Origin of the sequence: Mesorhizobium jarvisii, assembly GCF_003601985.1 — a bacterium.
GTDB classification, from domain to species: Bacteria; Pseudomonadota; Alphaproteobacteria; order Rhizobiales; family Rhizobiaceae; genus Mesorhizobium; species Mesorhizobium jarvisii.
Window position 1 is genome coordinate 731,039 of sequence record NZ_QZXA01000002.1, and the last position, 17,599, is coordinate 748,637.

Here is a 17,599-nt window from a genome sequence, read left to right on the forward strand (position 1 = left end):
GCAGGCATCGGCGCATGCCGCCCATGTCATCGCGATCGTCATGAAGGCCGCTGACAGGCGAGCATCACAGGATCGTTCCGCGATGGCGCGGCTGCGCGACATGCTGCGCAGGCTCTATCATGGGCGCACGCCGGCCGCCTTCCGCTTTCAGGTTGCGGCAATCGTCATCGATCTCGCCATCATCGCCTTCTTCATCGCGACACCCGTCATCCAGCATTCGGCCTCGTTCCTGTGGCTGGATTATGCGGTGGCGGCGCTGGTCGGCGCCGATCTGATTGCCAGGCTGCTGGCTTCCAACGACATGCTGCGCCTGATGAAGCAGCCGACCTCCTGGGTGGATGTCTTCATCCTGTTGACGCTGCTGATGCCGACGGCGCTCGCCAATCTCGGTTTCCTGCGCATCCTGCGGCTGTGGTCGCTGTCGCGCAGCGGTTCGATCTGGCGGCATTTCGAGATGCGTGGGCTGAGGCCCTGGCGCGAGGCAAGCAATGCGGTCATCAACCTCTTGACGTTTCTGTTCGTCATCACCGGCTTCGTCTACACCTTCTTCTTCCGAAACGGCGCCGGGCTGGAAAACTACATCGATGCGCTTTATTTCACCGTCGCCACGGTGACGACGACCGGCTTCGGCGACATCGTGCTGCCGGGAATGGCCGGCAAGCTGACGGCGATCGTCACCATGATCATCGGCATATCGCTGTTTGTCAGGCTGGCGCAGGCGATCTTCCGGCCGGCCAAGGTGTTCTTTCCCTGTCCGCAATGCGGGCTGCAGCGGCATGAGCCGGATGCCGTGCACTGCAAGGCCTGCGCGCACGTCCTCAACATACCGAACGAAGGCGACTGACTGGCTGACTGCTACGATGCCGCCACTTCAGCCGGCTGCACCGGTTTGCGCTGCAGGTTGAGCAGATTGCCCATCAGGATCAGGAGAGCGCCACCGGCGGTGAAGGCGTCGATCTGCTCCTTGTAAAGCAGCCAGCCGACCAGCGCCGACAAGGGCACCCGCAGAAAATCCATTGGCGAAATGACGGTGGCGTCGGCATAGGTGAGCGCGCGGGCCATGCAGAAATGTGACGACATGCCGGTGAAGGCTATCAGCAGGATCCAGGGCCACAGTTCAAGCGATGGCGTGCGCCACACGTAGACGGCGGGGATGAGGCCGAGCGCCGACTGGATGATCAGCATCCAGAAGATGATGCGCACGACGCTGTCGGTGCGCGTCAGCGATTTGACCAGGACCAGCGATATGCCGAAACAGACCGCGGCGCCCAGCACGACCAGATGTCCGGGATCAACCGCGTTGACGCCTGGACGGACGATGACCACCACGCCGATCAGGCCGAGCACGACCGCCGCCAGTTTCGGCCGGCTCAGCCTTTCGCCGAGAAACGTCACCGCCAGGATCGCCGTCCAGATCGGCGTGGTGAATTCGATCGAGATCAGCACCGCCAGCGGGATCAGGGTCAAGGCGTAGAGCCATGCCGCCTGGCCGGTATAGTGGACGACGTTGCGCGCGATATGGGCGAGGGGACGCTGCGTGCGCATTGCCGCGAAGCCGCCGCTCGCCAGCACCAGCGGCAAGAGGATGAAGAAGCCGATCACCGAGCGCAGTTCCAGCACCTGGAAGACGTTGAGTTCGGCCGTGGTGGCGCGGCCGGCGACCGACATAGCCAGGAAAGAGCTGATCGACAGCGCCATCCAGAACGCGGCCTTGGGGATCGAGGGGGTGGGTGCCATGGCAGCTATCTCGCAGGCCGGGGCTTTTGCCGCAACCGCTAGCCGCTCCATTCTTCTGGGCCAGTTGCAGCGGCGTGATGTTGCAAAACGGGCATGTTGCGAGCGGAACCCGATAGGCCAGTGGGCGTTGAGTCCCGATATTCAGCCGAGCTTCGCAGGGTATCTTGCCTTTCAGCATCGACAGGAGAGTTTCGATGAGACCATTCGCGCAATTTGCGCTTGCTGGCTGTCTTCTGGTCGCGGCAGGCACGGCACACGCCGATGAGACCAAGTTTCTCCAGTCGTTCAAGGGTAATTTTGCCGGCAAGGGCACTGTACAGGTCACCACGGATGTGCCGAACGTCAGCGTTTCCTGCAGCTTCAAGTCGAACGCGACCTCAACCTCGCTCTCGCTGGATGGCAGTTGCCGCGGTCTCGTCTTGGTGACACGTGCCATCAGCGCCAAGTTGAACGTCACCGGCGCGAAATACAGCGGCGTCTATGTTGGGTCGCGCACCGGGCCGGCACAGCTGAACGGCAGCCGTTCGGGCAACGCGATCAATCTTGGCATCCGCTGGGCCCAGGAGGTCAATGGCGATCGCAAGGCGCGGATGACGGTCGAGAAGCGAGGCGAGAATGGCATCCGGCTGACGGTCACCGACACCGATCCGACAACCGGCAAGAACGTGGTGACGAGCAGGATCGATCTGACGCGCACCTGACGGTCTGACCTGAATCGCAACACATCCGGTATCCAGGCTCAGTCTTCAAGCGGCTCCGGCGGATGGGCATCGCGTCCTTTGCCGAACGTATAGCCGGTTTCCACCGCCTTGCGGCCGAACTTGTCGCGCAGCGCATCGATGGCGCCCTCGGCCATGGCGCGCTTGCGCGACTGGACGTCGACCAGATCCGGTGGGTCGGCCTTGTCGTCGTCGGAGAGGTCGCTGACGCCGATGCCGAGCAATCGAAATTTCGTTCCGTCCGTTTCCTTGCGAAGAAGCTCCACCCCGGTCTGAAAGATACGGTCGGCGAGCCGGGTCGGGTCGCCGAGCTGGCGGTTGCGCGTGCGCAGCTTGAAATCCTGCGTCTTCAGCTTCAGCACCACGGTGCGTCCGGCAATGCCTGACTTTTTCAACCGCGCCGAGACCTTTTCCGAAAGCCCTCTCAGCACCGAGATCAGTTCGTCCAGCGACGCGATGTCGGTGTCGAAGGTGGTTTCGGCCGATACGCTCTTGGCGTCCTGGTCGGGGTCGACGCGGCGAACGTCCTCGCCACGCGAAAGCCGGTAAAGCCGGTCGCCCATCACGCCGTAGCGGCGCATCAGGTCGCCACGCTCCATCGTCTGAAGCTGGCCGATGGTGCGGATGCCGTCGCGTTCCAGCGTGGCGTTGAACGCCTTGCCGACGCCCCAGATCATGGTCACCGGCTGCGTCGCCAGGAAGCCGACTGCCTCGGCCTCGCCAATGACCGAAAAGCCGCGCGGCTTGCGGAAGTCCGACGCTATCTTGGCGAGGAACTTGCAATAGGATAGGCCCGCGGAAACGGTGATGCCGATCTCCTTCTCGACGGCCAGTGCGAAGCGCGCCAGCACCACGGCCGGCGGCAGGCCGTGCAGCCGTTCGGTGCCGGCGAGGTCGAGAAACGCCTCGTCGATCGAAAGCGGCTCGACCAGCGGCGTCAGCGCCTGCATCATGGCGCGCACCTCGCGGCCGACACGTACATATTTTTCCATGTTGGGCGGGATCACGACCGCCTCGGGGCAGGCCTCGAGCGCCTTGAACATCGGCATGGCGGAGCGCACGCCCCGGATGCGGGCGATGTAGCAAGCGGTGGAGACGACCCCGCGCTTGCCGCCGCCAATGATCAGCGGCTTGTCCTTGAGCGGCGGGTTGTCGCGCTTTTCGATCGCCGCATAGAAGGCGTCGCAATCGATATGTGCGAGATGCAGCCGGTAAAGCTCGGGATGACGGGCAAGGCGAGGGCTGCCGCAGCGCTCGCAGCGGCGCGTTTCACCGCGCTGAAACGTCAGGCAGTCACGGCAAAAACCGTAATCGGGATTGTTGACAGGGGCCGCCATCACTGCGAACATAAAGAGAACAGAGGCAATGGTACGACAGTGCAGGGTCAGCGACAAGCTTGGCCTGGGGAGAACCGTATGAGCACGACCATAGTACCGCTGGCGCCTGAGCTCTGGCCTGATTTCGAGGACCTTTTCGGCAAACAGGGCGCCTGTTACGGCTGCTGGTGCACGCATTTCCGGCTGGCGCCGGCGGCGCGGCGCGAGAGCAGCCGCGAACGCAACAAGGACCACATCAAGGCGCGCATCGAAGCCGGCCCGCCGCCCGGCCTGCTGGCCTTCGAGGATGGGAAGGCGGTTGGCTGGATGCAGATCGGACCGCGCGCCGACGTGCCCGAATGGAACAACAAGGGCAGGGGCTCGGCGCCGATTGATCCCGCCGACGCTTCCGATCCGGCCGTCTGGGCGATCTCCTGCTTTTTCATCCGCGCCAAGGCGCGGGGCCGGGGCATCACGCATCGCCTCGTCGAAGGCGGCATCGATTTCGCCCGCAGCAACGGAGCACGGATTGTCGAGGCCTGCCCGATCGACCTGTCGCGCGATTCGCGATCGATCGGCCTGTTCGTGGGCTCGTCGGGGGTGTTCGAGAAAGCAGGGTTCGAGAGGCTGGTGGAACGCAAGGCGGGCCGGCCGCTGATGCGGCTGGTGCTGAAGCCGATTGCCTGACCGTCATCATCTTGCAGTTGTGGTGGTATTTCCCTACCAGAAGCACGAAACGATTTTTGTCTTTTCGATCGAACGGAGACTTCCCGTGAACCGTATGTTGCCAATTGCCTTTACCGCGCTTCTGCTCAGCGCGCCCGCCTTCGGCCAGACCGTCGACAGCAAGGGCGCGAAGCAATTGTCCGATGACCTGTCCCGCTATGTCGGCAAACAGGCGCTCGACAAAGGCATCCTGAAGGTTTCGGTCGAAGGCGACGCCTACAAGGTCACGTTGGACATCAAGGCGCTTGCCGCGACGTTTCCCGAGCAGGGAAAGGTGAAATTGGACTTCGCGCCCTACGCCGTGCTGGTGAAGCCGCGCAGCGACGGGACCTGGGATGTCTCGATGGATTTTTCGCAAAGCGGATCTTTCGAGTTCAACGGGCCCGAGGGGCTGCAAAGCACGCAGTTTTCGATCAAGGACGGCAAGGGTTCCGGCGTCTATGATCCCAATCTGGCGGCCTTCATCAGCGGCGCCAGTTCGTTGGCCGGCATGACGATGGCCTCGAAGGATGCCAAGCAGCAGATGGAGGCCAGCACGGGTGCCGGCACCGCGACGATCGCCGCCACCAAGGCTGCCAATGGCGGCGTCGATTTCACGATGTCGCAAAAAATTTCGAATTTCGCCGAGGCGATCAAACTGGACGATCCCGAGAACGGGCTGAATTTCCCGGTCACCATCAAGTCGCCGGAATTGTCGGTAGAAGCCAGCGGCAAGGGCGTGCAGACGAGGCCGCTGCTCGACCTCCTGGCATTTGCCGTGGCCAATGAGGACGAGAAGACGCTGAAGGCAAACCAGGCGGAGCTCAAGTCGCTTCTGCGCGCAGCGCTTCCGGTGTGGGAGCGCATCGACGGCACCTATGGCTTCAAGGATTTCGCAGTCGACAGCCCGATTGGCACTTTCGGCGCAACCCAGCTCAGCACCGCGTTCGGCAGCGACGGCGTTTCTCAGAGCGGCAAGGTCACCTACGGCATCAAGGCATCGGGGCTGACCGTGCCGCAGCAGCTTTTGCCTAGCTGGAGCGTTGCGTTGCTGCCCACCGATATCGACCTGAACTTCGGCGGTGCCAATATCGATCTCGACAGCATGGCGAAGAAGGCGATCGAAGCCTTTGATCTCAATCAGGATCCGCCGCTGTCGGCCGAGTTTGGCGCCCAGCTCAAGGCCGACTTCCTGGCCAAGGCGCCGAAGGTCGTCATCGGCCACAGCGTTGTGAAGAACAAGGACATGGAGATCGCGCTGGAAGGCGAGATGACGAGCTTCGGGCAGAAACCCGACGCAAATCTCACTGTCGATGTCGCCGGCTTCGACAAGATCATGGCGCATCTGCAGGAAGCGGCAAAGGCGGAGCCGGAGGTCGGGCAGTATGTGCCTGTCGCTCTCATGGTCAAGGGTTTTGCCAAGACGCTGCCGGACGGCCGGCTGGAATGGGCCGTCAGCACCAAGGCCGACGGCTCGGTCACCGTCAACGGCGTCATGCTGAAGCCCGCCGATCCGGCGGTGGACGACAGCGTCGGCGACGGTGACGGCGCGGACGACAGCAGCGGCGGCGACAATGGCGATGGCGCCAATGGTGGCGGCAGCGACAATGGCGGAGCCGGTGCGAAGCTGAATCCTTGAGGGTTCGGCTTTTCTGCAATTCCGGGAAAAGCGCATGGCGCTTTTCCTGAGATTGCGTCTGACGTTTAGAGCCCCAGCGCGCCGGCGATCCTCGGCCCGGCTTCGTGCCAGTCCTGGACGACGATGACATCGTCCGGGACCGGCGGCAGGAAGGCGCGCAGCGAATTGTCGGCCATCAGGTGGAAGAGACTGGCGTCGGCGACGGATTCGCGCACAGACGCCAGATTGTGCGGCTGGTCGTCGACGAAGACCACAGGCCGGCCACTCTTGCCGCGCAGCCTGGCCACTGCCGGTCCCTTGGCCATCTCGGTGGTCAGCAGCGGATAGCTCAGCCCGAGCGCGTCGAGATGCGCGCGGCGCACGGCACGATGCCGGTGCGGCATGGCCGTCAGCATTATGATTTCCGCGCGGTTGCCAAGCCTTGCCAAGGTTTCCGCGGCGCCGTCGGTTATGCTTTGCCAATCGGCCTGGGTGTCGAAGAAATCGCCCAGAAGTGCCGTCACTTCTGGCTGTTCGATCAGACGGCCGCTGGCCGTTTCGGCAATGTTGCCGGTCAGCCGGAAGGACGCCAGCGTCAGGCCATAGCCGCGCGACTTCAAGAAATGCGGGAAGGGGCGAATGAATTCGAGCACGACGTCGTCGACGTCGAGCACCAGCAGCGGCCGGTCGTCCGCTGACAGTTCCTCGATCTGGCGCGCGGTCTCGGGATCATCGCTCATATGGAAAGCTCGTGGTTGTCGTCGCCGAGCGGCAGTGCGCGCAACGCCTTGCCGACGGCGGCCGGCGGCGTACCGGTTTCCTCGGCAAAGCGCATCAGGGTCGGCTCATGGGCAAGGATAAACTGCAGCACGCCAGCCAAAAAGCCCGGCTCGCCGGCGGCCTTGCGGATCGAATGCGCCTCTATGCCGGTGATCGCCAGAAAGCGCGGCAACAGCTCCGGATCAGAGGCGACGAAGCCCAGCGCCTTCACGGCAATGGTTTCAGCCTCTTCGCGCATTGACGCCGCGTTTGCCATCACTACCTTCGGTACGTGGAATGAGTCTCTTCCGCAGTAATGGCAAGATTTGCTTGCGGCAAGCCCTTACAGCGCCGCGCGCCGTTTGGACGCGCAGCGAGGCGAGGTGGAATTCGCGCTGCTTTGCAGCCCGGAGGTTTCCGTTTCGTCAATCATATTGCCGTATAGTGAAGCAGGGTTTGGTGCGTTCAACCGGGAGCGCATGACGGCCACCTTCGAGCGGAAGGACGGCCGGGACGGGATGTCGATGCCTAAGAAGGTTATGATCGTCGAGGACAATGAGCTCAACATGAAGCTCTTTCGGGACCTCATCGAAGCGAGCGGTTACGAGACGGTGCGCACCCGCAATGGTCTGGAGGCGCTCGACCTGGCACGTCAGCACCGGCCGGATCTCATCCTTATGGACATCCAGCTGCCCGAGGTGTCGGGGCTGGAAGTGACCAAATGGCTGAAGGAAGATGACGATCTGCACGTCATTCCGGTCATCGCCGTGACCGCCTTCGCCATGAAAGGCGATGAGGAACGCATCCGCCAGGGCGGCTGCGAGGCCTATATTTCGAAGCCGATCTCGGTGCCTCGTTTCATCGAAACCATCAAATCTTACCTGGGCGATGCCTGATGTCCCTTTCCAGCCGAGCCGGAGCCTTGTGAAATGACCGCGCGGATCCTCGTCGTCGACGACATCCCTGCCAATGTGAGGCTGCTGGAGGTCCGGCTGCTGGCCGAATATTTCGAGGTGCTGACGGCCACCAACGGGCCTGACGCCATCGAGACCTGTGAAAACGGCAAGGTCGATGTCGTGCTGCTCGACGTGATGATGCCCGACATGGACGGGTTCGAGGTCTGCCGTAGGCTGAAGAGCGATCCCGCGACGTCGCACATCCCGGTGGTGATGATCACCGCGCTCGACCAGGTTTCCGACCGCGTGCGCGGGCTCGAGGCCGGCGCCGACGATTTCCTGACCAAGCCGGTTAACGACCTGCAGCTGATGACGCGGGTCAAGAGCCTGGTCCGGTTGAAGTCTCTCACAGACGAACTCAGGCTACGGGCCTCGACGACGCGCAATATCGGCATCGAAGAGCTGCTCAGCCGCAATTTCGCGTCCGAGGACACGGCGCCGAAAGTGCTGTTGATCGACGAGCGCAAATCGTCTGTCGAGCGCATCCAGAAAATGCTGCTCGACCGTGCCGACCTCGATGTTATCGGCGACCCGCATGCCGGGTTCTTTCAAGCCGCCGAGACGTCCTATGAATGCGTGATGATCGCGACGGCCTTCGCCGATTTCGATCCGCTGCGGCTCTGCTCACAATTGCGCTCGCTCGACCGCACCCGTTTCGTGCCGATCATCCTTTTGGCGGAAGAGGGCGAGGAGGAGCGTATCATCCGCGGTCTCGAACTCGGCATCAACGATTATCTGATGCGGCCGATCGACCAGCAGGAGCTGACGGCGCGGCTGCGCACCCAGGTGCGCCGCAAGCGCTACAACGACCAATTGCGCGCCAGTGTCACCCAGACCATCGAGATGGCGGTGACCGACGGCCTGACCGGGCTGCACAACCGCCGCTACCTCGACAGCCATCTGCAGACGCTGTTCGACCGCGCCGTGGCGCGGCGCCGGCCGCTGTCGGTGATGATCACCGATCTCGACCGTTTCAAGTCGATCAATGATGCGTATGGCCATGATGGCGGCGACGAGGTGCTGCGGGAATTCGCGCGGCGGCTGCGCAAGAATGTCAGGGGTATCGACCTTGCTTGCCGGTTCGGTGGCGAGGAGTTCGTCGTGGTGATGCCCGACACCGATGGCGCCGTTGCCGAGAAAGTGGCCGAACGCATCCGCGCCGAAATCGCCCAGAAGCCTTTCGCCATCGGCGCCGACGGCAAGACGATCGAGGTTACCGTCAGCGTCGGCGTGTCGTCGGTGCTGAAGGGCGTGGATACGGTGGCGGCGCTGATGAAGCGCGCCGATCTCGCGCTCTACGAAGCCAAGAGCGGTGGCCGCAACCGCGTTGTAGCCAAGGCGGCGTGAGCATCCGCGACCGATTCCACGGTCAATCCAACAAGGTTAGCTATTTACCTTAATCCAAGCGATTCGCGAGCCTTGGTTAAGAAACTGTTGATTTTCATAAGCTCTTGCGTAAATGTGAAGGCCAAGACGAAGCCGGCACGAGAGTAGACAACCGGCTCGATCCCTAGAAATACCCCATGATGCTCAGGTCCGCCGCATCTCCTGGGTCCGTGGGGTCGGCCGGCCGGCGCTGGCACATAGTGGCCTCCTCGTACCGCTGCCAAACGCCGACCGGCCCCCTTTCTCCAAACAGAACATCAGAACTTCGTGCCAAGGCACGAAGGACTCTGATTTTTTTGCCTGTGAGCAATCCGGGCTCCGTCTTCGATCCGCGGGTGTCGGCCAGCCAAAGCGACCCGCGCGGGAGAGCGCCCCTTCCATTCATACATATGGCGCACAAGGGGCTTGCGGCAAGACCCGGCTCCTCCCGTAAAAACCCCCGCAGATCAGGCGCGAAAACGGGAGTGGCGATCAATGATTTCAGAGCATGCGGTGGTGATCGCCGGGGGCGGCCCGTCAGGATTGATGCTGGCGGGGGAACTCGCGCTGGCAGGGATCGATGTGGCCATTGTCGAGCGGCGGCTGGACCAGCAGCTGATCGGGTTGCGCGCGGGCGGCCTGCACGCGCGTACCATCGAAATTCTCGATCAGCGCGGAATCGCCGACCGGTTTGTCTCGCAGGGGCAGAGCTTCCCGACCGTCGGCTTCCACATGATCCGTTTGGATATCAGCGACTTTCCCAGCCGGCACAACTACCTGCTGGCGCTGCGTCAAAACAACATAGAGCGGATATTGGCCGACTGGATCAACGAGTTGGGGGTGCCGATCCATCGCGGACAGGACGTCACTGGTTTCGCGCAGGAGGATGGCGGCGTCGACGTGGAGCTGTCCGGTGGCCAACGGTTGCGGGCGCAATACCTCGTCGGCTGCGACGGAGGGCGCAGCACGATCCGCAAGGCGGCGGGCATTGAGTTCCCCGGATGGGATCCGACGATGAGTTGGATGATCGCCGAGGTCGAAATGTCTGGGCTTTCGCAGCGACGCCTACGGAATTCATGCGATAGGCAAGATCGAGGAAAGCGGCCGGGTGGGTGTCGTGTTGACCGAGAGGCAGTTGACCATCGGCGGCGAACCGACGCTGGCCGATCTCAGCGAGGCGCTTGTCGCAGTCTATGGCACGGATTACGGGGTCCACAATCCGACCTGGATCTCCCGCTTTACCGACGTGACACGGCAGGCCGCCGCCTACCGCGACAGACGTGTCCTGCTGGCCGGTGACGCCGCGCACATCCATCCTCCGATGGGCGGGCAGGGGCTCAACATCGGCGTGCAGGACGCGGTCAATCTGGGGTGGAAGCTGGCCCAGGTGGTCAAGCTGATATCACCGGAAAGCCTTCTCGACAGCTATCACACCGAGCGTCATCCGATCGCCGCTCGCGTCCTGCGCAACGCGAAGGCACAGGTTGCGCTTCGTCGTATGGATGCCAGCACCAAGGCATTGAACGACACTTTTGCCGAGCTGCTTAGCATGGATGAGCCGCGCAAACGGATCGCCGCGGAGATGTCCGGTCTGGGCATCCACTACGATCTCGGTGTGGGACATCCACTGCTTGGGCGGCGAATGCCCGACCTCGACCTGGCCACGGCCAGCGGTCCAGTGCGGGTCTTCAGCTTGCTTCATGACGCCCGGCCGGTGCTTCTCAACCTGGGCGAACCAGGCAGGCTGGACATTGCGCCCTGGGCGGATCGGGTCCGGCAGATCGAGGCCGGATATGACGGCCCCTGGGAGCTGCCGGTTCTCGGGACGGTCGCCGCGCCCGCCGCCGTTTTGATCCGGCCCGATGGCTATGTGGCCTGGGTTGGGGTCGGAACCCAACAGGGGTTGGCCGAGGCTCTGACCATCTGGTTCGGGCCGCCCGCCAGTTAGCGGATAAGATGGAGGCGGGTCCACGCAATGTCCTGAAGCGCATCGCGTGGCAGCTTGCGACAAGGCAAAAGCCGACAGTTCTCCTGACAACCGATTGACAGGAGGTTTCATCTATGCAGAAATTGGTTGGACCATTGGACCACTTGAATTCAGGAGGATTTGTGGACCAGAACAGCCTGCCGCCCATTCAGACGACGGCGCGCGATGACGCCGTGCTGAAGGCGTTGGTGGGTTTTGTTCGCGCCGAGGCCTTGCAACCCGGCGACCGGCTTCCGACCGAACGCATCCTGGCCGAGCGGCTGAAGGTCAGCCGCAACACGGTGCGCGAGGCGCTGACGCGGTGGGAGGGGCTTGGCCTGGTTGAGCGCCGGCAAGGCAGCGGCACCTACCTCAAGGCGGCTGTTTCGCCCGACATGCTGCACATGCCGCTGACGCTGGCAGGCGGCAACGACTTCACCAGCCTGATGCATACGCTTGAAATTCGCCGCGCACTGGAAGCGGAGGCCGCGGCCCTTTGTGCCGAACGCGCGAGCCCCGCGGACATTGCCGAAATCAAGCGCAAGCTCGACATCATGGAGCAGGCCTTCCGCACCCGTGACGGCATGTCGTCGGAAGAGGACTGGGAGTTCCATCAGGCGATCTACCGGGTCTCCGGCAATCCGCTGTTCGAGCAGATCATCGCCGCGATGCACGAACTGTTCCATCGCTTCTGGGAGCATCCGCTCGGCGTGCGCGATTTCGGCCACGCCAGCTTTCCCTATCACCGCACCATCTACGAATGCATTGCCGCGCGCGACCCGCAAGGCGCGCGTGCCGAGGCGCTCAAGCTGATCGCCACCGTCGAGGACGATCTCAAACGCGGTGCGGCCAAACTCAAACTTTCGAGCCAGACATGAACGAGCATCCGACCGGTTTCGATCACGACTATCTCGCCGAGGCGGCGACGCTTTTGGCGCATGACGAGCCGTTCCCGGGTGGCGCGGTGGTGCCGCCGATCTACCAGACCTCGCTGTTTACCTTCGCCAACTACGCCGAAATGGCCGACACATTTGCCGGCAAACGAAAGCAGCCAATCTATTCGCGCGGCGACAATCCGACGGTGATGGAGTTCGAGGCGCGCGTGGCCGCGCTCGAGGGCGCGGAGGCCGCGCGCGGCTTTTCCAGCGGCATGGCGGCCATCAGCGCCACCGTGCTTGCCTTTGTCGGAGCGGGCGAGCGAATCGTGGCGGTCCGCAATTGCTACGGCGATGCCTACCGGCTGTTCGAGCGGCTTTTGCCGCGGCTCAACATCAAGGTCGACTATGTCGACGGCTCCGACCCGGATGCGGTGGCGGCGGCACTTCCGGGCGCCAAGCTGCTCTACCTGGAGAGCCCGACCTCGATGATCTTCGAACTCCAGGACATCGCGCATCTGACCCGGCTGGCGAAAGAGCAGGGCATCGTCACCACGATCGACAATTCCTGGGCGACGCCGGTGTTCCAAAAGCCGATCTCGCACGGCGTCGACCTGGTGCTGCATTCGGCCTCGAAATATCTCGGCGGCCACAGCGACACGGTCGCCGGCGCGGTGGCGGGCTCAGCCGCTCATATCAAGCATATCAACGAGCAGACCTATTCCTATCTCGGCGGCAAGCTGTCGCCATTCGAGGCCTGGTTGCTGCTGCGCGGCCTGCGCACGCTGCCGCTGCGCCTGCCGCACCACATGAAGAGCGGCCTCACCATCGCCGAACGGCTGAAGGCGCATGCCCATGTCGAGCGCGTCAACCATCCCGCCTATTCGAACCATCCCGGTAAGGCGACGTTGGCCGGCTATGCCGGACTGTTCTCCTTCGAGGTGACGGACGATATCGACATCCCGGTCTTTGTCGACGCGCTGAAATATTTCCGCATCGGCGTCAGCTGGGGCGGGCACGAAAGCCTGGTCGTGCCGGCCAAAGCGTCGCTGGAGCAGACGCCGGGACTGAATTCGATGGCGCGCTTCGGCGTCAGCCCCCGAACCATCCGCTTCAATGTCGGATTGGAAAGTGTCGAAGACCTCTGGGCCGACGTCGCTCAGGCCTTCGAAAAAGCCAGAAAATAACAAACGGGTTCAAAATGGGAGTCTTGAACATGAGAAAACTGACCGTCATGCTTGCCACCGTTGCGGGGCTGGCGATTTCCGCCGGGAGCGCGCTGGCCGATTCGACCCTGAAGATGGTCGAAGTCATCACCAGCCCGCCGCGCACCGAATTCCTGAAAAAGCAGATCGCCGAGTTCGAGGCCGCAAATCCCGGCGTCAAGGTCGAGCTGATCTCGCTGCCCTGGGGCCAGGCCTTCGAAAAGTTCCTGACCATGGTGCAGGCCGGCGACACGCCCGATGTGGTCGAGATGCCGGAACGCTGGATGGGCCTCTATGCCAACAATGCCCAGCTCGAGGATCTCGGTCCCTACATGGCCAAATGGGACGACGCCAAGACGCTGGGCGAGCGCGCCAAGCAGTTCGGCTCGACCGTCAACAACACCCAGTTCATGATCCCCTACGGCTACTATGTGAATGCGCTGTTCTGGAACAAGAAGCTGTTCAAGCAAGCCGGCCTCGACGGCCCGCCGGCGACGCTCGACGAGTTCGTCGCCGACTCCAAGAAGATCTCCGCCATTCCGGGCAAATACGGCTACTGCCTGCGCGGCGGACCCGGCGCCTTCAACGGCATGCACATGTTCATGAATATCGCCCAGGGCAAGGGCGGATACTTCAACGAGGACGGCACCTCGACCATCAATGAGGAGGGCTCGGTCAAGGGCCTACAGATGCTTGCCGACATGTACAAGGAAGGCCTGGCGCCGAAGGATGCGGTGAGCTGGGGCTTCAACGAAACCGTCACCGGTTTCTATTCCGGCACGTGCGCCATGCTCAACCAGGATCCGGACGCGCTGCTCGGCATCGCCGACAAGATGAGCGCCGACGACTTCGCCGTGGCACCACTGCCGGTCGGTCCGAGCGGCAAGTCCTATCCGACGCTCGGCTATGCCGGCTGGGCGATGTTCGCCAATTCGCAGCACAAGGACGATGCCTGGAAGCTGATGTCGACGCTTCTGTCGCCCAAGGACAATCTCGAATGGGCCAAGGAAGTCGGCGTGGTGCCGATCCACAACGGCGCCGACCAGGATCCGCATTTCAAGACCGAACAGTTCAAGGGCTGGTTCACCGAGCTCAGCGACACCTCCAAATATGAAATGGTGACGCCGCCGACGCATCTGGAAAACCTCGGCAATTTCGTCGACCAGGTGGCGATCAAGAATTTCCAGGAAGTGCTGCTTGGCCAAAAGACCGCGAAGGACGTCGCAGACCAGTGGGCCGCCTTCCTGACCAAGGAACAGCAGGACTGGCTGGCGAAGAACAAGAAATGATGCCTCCTCCTTCTCCCCGTTTTACGGGGAGAAGGAGTCACGAAGTGACGGATGAGGGGCGGCGCCATACGTCGACAGGTTCGCGCCGACCTCATCTGCCTGCCTGCATCTTCTCCCCGCCGAACGGGAAGAAGGACGCTGTTTTGCCTCCTGGCACCCATCCTCCACCGTAGAGCCCAATCGATGACCTACGCCGTGTCCGAAATCCGATCCGCCGGCAAGCCGCGACGAAAGCGGCTGTCGCACGCCGCCATCGAGCCCTGGCTCTATCTCAGCCCGGCGATCATCCTGCTGGTCGTGGTGCTTTTGGTGCCGCTGGTCATCGGCATCAGCTATTCCTTCCGCAAATTCTCGGCCTTCAAGTCGGAATATGTCGGGCTTGGCCAGTATCAGGCGATGCTGTCGGACCAGGTGCTGGGCCAGGCGCTGGTCAACACACTGTGGTGGACGGCTGCCAGCCTGTTCTTCCAGTTCTTCCTCGGCCTTGGCCTGGCGCTGCTGCTCGACAAGCCGTTCCGCGGCCGCAAGGCGGTGCAGGCGCTGGTGTTCCTGCCCTGGGCGGTGCCATCCTTCCTATCGGGCCTGACCTGGGCCTGGCTGTTCAATCCGATCATCGGGCCACTGCCGCACTGGTTGTTCGCGCTGGGGCTGAAGGCGGAACCGACCAATGTGCTCTCCGATCCTGCCACGGCGATGTGGGGGCCGATCGTCGCCAATGTCTGGTTCGGCATCCCGTTCTTCGCCATCACGCTGCTGGCGGCGCTGAAGTCCATCCCGTCGGAACTGCACGAGGCGGCGGCGATCGACGGCGCTTCGCCCTGGCAGCGCTTCACCAAGGTGACGCTGCCGTTCCTGGCGCCGACGATTGCCATCACTGTGATGCTGCGCACCATCTGGATCGCCACCTTCGCCGACCTCATCTTCGTCATGACCGAAGGCGGACCGGCCGGCTCGACCAACACGGTACCGGTCTACATCTATGTCAGCGCCTTCAAATCGCTGGACAAGGGCTATGCCTCGGCGGTGGCCGTGCTGCTGCTCGTCCTGCTGATTGCCTATGCGATCGCGCTGATCGGCATCCGCCGCTCCCTGGTGAGGCACGTCTGATGATCGCGGGACGCTCAACCTCACAACGGTTCTTCGGCGGCGTCGGTCTTTACGCGGCAATCGCAGCCTATGTGGTCTTCGCCCTGTTCCCGATCTACTGGACGCTGAAGATATCGGTCACGCCGGAACGGCTGCTCTACTCCGAAGGCATCACCTTCTGGCCGTCGCACATGACGCTGCAGAACTTCGTCACCGTGCTCGAGGCCACCGATTTCCCGCGCTATTTCCTCAATAGCGTCATCGTCTCGGTGTCGACGGCGGCCTTGGTGACAATCATCGCTACGCTCGCCGGCTACGCCATGTCGCGCTTCACCTTTCGCGGTAAGGCGGCGCTGGCCTTGATGCTGCTTTTGACCCAGACCTTCCCCCTGGTGATGGTCATTCCGCCGATCTACCGCGTGATGGGGCAGATCGGCCTGATCAACAGCCTGACGGGGCTGATCATCATCTACACCGCCTTCAACACCGCCTTCGCCACCTTCCTGATGCAGTCCTTCTTCGACGGCATCCCGAAGGATCTGGAAGAGGCCGCCATGATCGACGGCTGCACGCGTGCGCAGGCGATGCGCAAGGTGATCGTGCCGCTGACGCTGCCCGGCATGGGCGCGACGCTCGGCTTCGTCTTCACCGCCGCCTGGAGCGAGCTTTTGTTCGCACTGATGCTGATCTCCAGCGACGACCAGAAGACTTTCGCCGTCGGCCTGCTCACCTTCATCGGCAAGTTCGCCGTCGACTGGGGGCAGATGATGGCGGCGTCGATCCTGGCGCTGATCCCGGTCTGTATCTTCTTCGCCTTCCTGCAACGCTATCTCGTCACCGGCCTGACCGCCGGCGCCGTCAAAGGATAGATCGATGGCCTCTGTTACGCTCGAAAAAGTCCGCAAGGATTATGGCGCCGTCCGCGTCCTGCACGCGGTCGATCTTGAAATCGCCGACGGCGAGTTCGTCGTCCTGGTCGGGCCGTCCGGCTGCGGCAAGTCCACGCTTTTGCGCATGATCGCCGGGCTGGAGGAGGCTTCAGGCGGCGAGATCCGTATCGGCGAGCGGCTGGTCAATGATGTGGCACCCAAGGACCGCGATATCGCCATGGTGTTCCAGTCCTACGCGCTCTACCCGCATATGGATGTGTCGAAGAACATGGGCTTCAGCCTGCTTCTGAAGAAGGCGCAGAAGTCCACGATCGATGCACGGGTGGATGGCGCAGCCAAGCGGCTCGGGCTCGACACGTTCCTGCAACGCTTGCCGCGGCAATTGTCCGGCGGCCAGCGCCAGCGCGTTGCCATGGGCCGCGCCATCGTGCGCGATCCCAAGGTTTTTCTCTTCGACGAGCCGCTGTCCAACCTGGACGCCAAGCTGCGCGTGCATATGCGTGCCGAAATCAAGGCGCTGCACCAGCAGTTGAAGACCACCTCGGTCTACGTCACCCACGACCAGATCGAAGCGATGACCATGGCCGACCGGATCGTCGTCATGCATGATGGGCTGATCCAGCAGGTCGGCGCGCCGCTCGATCTCTATGATCGGCCGGCCAACATGTTCGTTGCCGGTTTCATCGGTTCCCCGGGCATGAATTTCCTGCCGGCAACCGTGGAGAAGGCCGGAAAGGTGGACGCGGTGCTTTCCGATGGCCAGAAGCTGCGGCTGCCGGATGGCCTGCCGCTCAAGGATGGCGACGCGATCACCATCGGCCTGCGGCCCGAACATATAAGGCTGGCCGATGACGGCGCGCTGCGGGGCGAGGTGGTGGTGGTGGAGCCGCTCGGGCTTTCGACGCAGTTCTACGTCAAACTGGCCAACCAGCAGCTCTGCGTCTTTGCCATGGGGAGGGCCGGCGTGAAGCCCGGCGACACCGTGCGGCTGGCGGCCGATCCGGCGGCGCTGCATCTCTTCGATCCGAAAAGCGGCGACCGCATCGGCTGAAGGAGCTTTTGGGCGGGGTTGAGGGAACCCAGCCCGCAGCTTCGGCAGTCGGTGCGCTGCAA

The 17,599-nt window shown here is 62.9% G+C and carries 16 protein-coding genes and 1 pseudogene; 13 read left to right on the top strand and 4 right to left on the bottom strand.

The features are described 5' to 3' along the window. Positions 1-40: 40 nt before the first annotated feature. Positions 41-844, top strand: coding sequence for a potassium channel family protein (locus tag D3242_RS07255; protein ID WP_064984253.1), 804 nt, complete (start codon positions 41-43; stop codon positions 842-844). An 11-nt stretch (positions 845-855) separates the two neighbouring features. On the opposite strand, the gene D3242_RS07260 is transcribed toward D3242_RS07255, so the two are convergent. Further along, positions 856-1,737 carry a DMT family transporter gene (locus D3242_RS07260; RefSeq protein ID WP_064984357.1) on the bottom strand — a complete coding sequence of 294 codons (882 nt, stop codon included), beginning with the start codon at positions 1,735-1,737 and terminating at the stop codon, positions 856-858. Positions 1,738-1,931: 194 nt separating this feature from the next. On the opposite strand from D3242_RS07260, the gene D3242_RS07265 reads away from it, so the two are divergent. After that, positions 1,932-2,438, top strand: coding sequence for a hypothetical protein (locus D3242_RS07265; protein WP_019858407.1), 507 nt, complete (start codon positions 1,932-1,934; stop codon positions 2,436-2,438). A gap of 38 nt (positions 2,439-2,476) precedes the next feature. On the opposite strand, the gene D3242_RS07270 is transcribed toward D3242_RS07265, so the two are convergent. Further along, complete coding sequence (locus tag D3242_RS07270) at positions 2,477-3,805, bottom strand: DNA polymerase IV (RefSeq protein ID WP_064984256.1); 1,329 nt, start codon at positions 3,803-3,805, stop codon at positions 2,477-2,479. Between the two features lie 66 nt (positions 3,806-3,871). Between D3242_RS07270 and D3242_RS07275 the strand changes: the two genes are divergently transcribed. Continuing rightward, on the top strand, positions 3,872-4,459 hold the full coding sequence (locus tag D3242_RS07275) for a GNAT family N-acetyltransferase (RefSeq protein WP_064984258.1): 588 nt from the start codon (positions 3,872-3,874) through the stop codon (positions 4,457-4,459). 85 nt (positions 4,460-4,544) lie between these two features. Next, positions 4,545-6,116, top strand: a complete 1,572-nt coding sequence (locus tag D3242_RS07280) for a hypothetical protein (RefSeq protein WP_064984359.1) — start codon at positions 4,545-4,547, stop codon at positions 6,114-6,116. Positions 6,117-6,181: 65 nt separating this feature from the next. Here the strand turns inward: D3242_RS07280 and D3242_RS07285 are convergent, their stop codons facing one another. Further along, positions 6,182-6,835, bottom strand: coding sequence for a hypothetical protein (locus D3242_RS07285; RefSeq protein WP_019858401.1), 654 nt, complete (start codon positions 6,833-6,835; stop codon positions 6,182-6,184). Continuing rightward, a complete protein-coding gene (locus D3242_RS07290) occupies positions 6,832-7,131 on the bottom strand; it encodes a DUF3572 domain-containing protein (protein ID WP_027046883.1) in 300 nt (99 codons plus the stop codon). Before D3242_RS07290 ends, D3242_RS07285 begins: the two co-directional genes overlap by 4 nt. Before the next feature lie 247 nt (positions 7,132-7,378). On the opposite strand from D3242_RS07290, the gene D3242_RS07295 reads away from it, so the two are divergent. From D3242_RS07295 to D3242_RS07340, 9 genes and pseudogenes are all read left to right on the top strand, one after another. Continuing rightward, positions 7,379-7,750, top strand: a complete 372-nt coding sequence (locus tag D3242_RS07295; protein WP_006334976.1) for a response regulator — start codon at positions 7,379-7,381, stop codon at positions 7,748-7,750. A gap of 33 nt (positions 7,751-7,783) precedes the next feature. After that, positions 7,784-9,157, top strand: coding sequence for a PleD family two-component system response regulator (locus D3242_RS07300; RefSeq protein ID WP_064984260.1), 1,374 nt, complete (start codon positions 7,784-7,786; stop codon positions 9,155-9,157). Between the two features lie 513 nt (positions 9,158-9,670). Then, a pseudogene (locus tag D3242_RS07310) lies at positions 9,671-11,123 on the top strand (FAD-dependent monooxygenase). A gap of 113 nt (positions 11,124-11,236) precedes the next feature. Beyond that, positions 11,237-12,019, top strand: coding sequence for a FadR/GntR family transcriptional regulator (locus D3242_RS07315; protein WP_019858396.1), 783 nt, complete (start codon positions 11,237-11,239; stop codon positions 12,017-12,019). Continuing rightward, complete coding sequence (locus tag D3242_RS07320; RefSeq protein WP_064984264.1) at positions 12,016-13,203, top strand: PLP-dependent transferase; 1,188 nt, start codon at positions 12,016-12,018, stop codon at positions 13,201-13,203. Before D3242_RS07315 ends, D3242_RS07320 begins: the two co-directional genes overlap by 4 nt. Before the next feature lie 29 nt (positions 13,204-13,232). Continuing rightward, positions 13,233-14,510, top strand: coding sequence for an ABC transporter substrate-binding protein (locus tag D3242_RS07325; protein ID WP_064984266.1), 1,278 nt, complete (start codon positions 13,233-13,235; stop codon positions 14,508-14,510). Positions 14,511-14,693: 183 nt separating this feature from the next. Next, positions 14,694-15,617, top strand: coding sequence for a carbohydrate ABC transporter permease (locus tag D3242_RS07330; protein WP_019858392.1), 924 nt, complete (start codon positions 14,694-14,696; stop codon positions 15,615-15,617). Beyond that, positions 15,617-16,465, top strand: a complete 849-nt coding sequence (locus D3242_RS07335) for a carbohydrate ABC transporter permease (RefSeq protein ID WP_038647036.1) — start codon at positions 15,617-15,619, stop codon at positions 16,463-16,465. The genes D3242_RS07330 and D3242_RS07335 overlap by 1 nt, the downstream gene beginning before the upstream one ends. Positions 16,466-16,469: 4 nt before the next feature. Then, on the top strand, positions 16,470-17,537 hold the full coding sequence (locus D3242_RS07340) for an ABC transporter ATP-binding protein (protein WP_019858390.1): 1,068 nt from the start codon (positions 16,470-16,472) through the stop codon (positions 17,535-17,537). Positions 17,538-17,599: the final 62 nt, after the last annotated feature.